The sequence below is a fragment of the Streptomyces sp. NPDC058964 genome (assembly GCF_042741275.1).
Classification (GTDB): Bacteria; Actinomycetota; Actinomycetes; order Streptomycetales; family Streptomycetaceae; genus Streptomyces.
On sequence record NZ_JBHYKH010001018.1, the window covers coordinates 1 to 1,193 of the forward strand.

2 pseudogenes are annotated in these 1,193 nt (G+C 70.4%); both read right to left on the reverse strand.

From position 1 onward, the window contains the following. Positions 1-716, reverse strand: a pseudogene (locus ACFW2E_RS47330) (ATP-binding protein); the annotation flags it as partial. An 86-nt stretch (positions 717-802) separates the two neighbouring features. After that, positions 803-1,193, reverse strand: a pseudogene (locus ACFW2E_RS47335) (transposase); the annotation flags it as partial.

The window sequence follows — 1,193 nt, forward strand, 5'->3', positions numbered from 1 at the left end:
GGGTTCGCGGGTGCCGTGGCGGGCGGGGAGGGGCCCGCAGTCGACGAGTGTGGCCCGGCCGGCGAGCTGGGCGCCGCGTGTCCCACTGAACAGGGGGTGTCGGTGACGTCGATGCCGGCGTAGACGAACGTGGCGGGGAGGCGTTTGGTGAGGTCTTTCAACAGGTCGGCGGTTTGGGCGCCGGTGGTGGTGCGGGGGTTGAGGCGGTGGATTTCGTCGATGAGGACGAGTTGGACGCCGGCTTGGGTGTAGGTGTGGCAGACGGCGTCGGTGATCTGGGTCTGGGTCATGCGGGTGGTGACGGGGATGCCGAGGTAGCGGGCGAACTCGGTGATGAGGGTTTTCGCGGTGGCGCCGGGCGGGACGAGGACGTACGCCACGGGTGCCGCGCTGTGGGTTGATCCGGGCGGTGCGGGATTTTTGCGGGTGTGGGCGAGGTGGCAGGCGCGGCCGACGTTGAGCAGGGCGGTGGTTTTCCCGGCCGCGGCGGGGCCGGTGACGATGAGGGAGGGCCGTGCGGTGGTCTGCTGGTGGCGGCCGAGGATCATCAGGGTGCGGACCTGGGTGGCGAGCTGGCTGATGGCGGGGGTGCGGATGGTGACGAACGCGGAGTGGTAGGCGAGGCGTTCGTCGCGGCTGCGGGGCGGGTCGCCGGGCTGGGGCGGGGCGGGCGGCTCGGTGGTGGCGAAGCGGTGCCAGCCTTGCCAGGTGGTCAGGGGCCAGGACGGCTCGACCGTACCGTCGCTGTCTGCGTCGGCGGGTGCACTGCTCGGGCTCTGCGCTGCTGGGCGGGGGTGGGTGTTCACCACTTGTCGGCTTCCTCGTGTGCGTCGTAGAGCCCGAATCCGGCAGCCGTGGCGGGATAGGTGTTGTCGTCGGGGAGGTTGTCGATGCTGTCGTCGCCGTCGTGTTGTGCTGGTTCGCCTGTGGCGGGTGCGGTGCCGTATTGCGGGTGCCGGGCGATAGGGACCGGGGTTGTGGTGGTGCGGGCGAGGAGGGCTTGCTCGGTGGTGGTGGCGTGGCCGCTGTGGACTCGGCGCATGAGCTGGTCGAGGGCGTCGGCGAGGTGGGCTTCGTGCTGCTGGCTGTCGTCGTGGTTGTTGTGGTGGGCGTGGTTGCGGATGTGCTGCCAGGTGTGGTCGTTGAACGGCTGGTGGACGTGGTCGCGGTGGATCCAGGGGATCTCGGTGAGG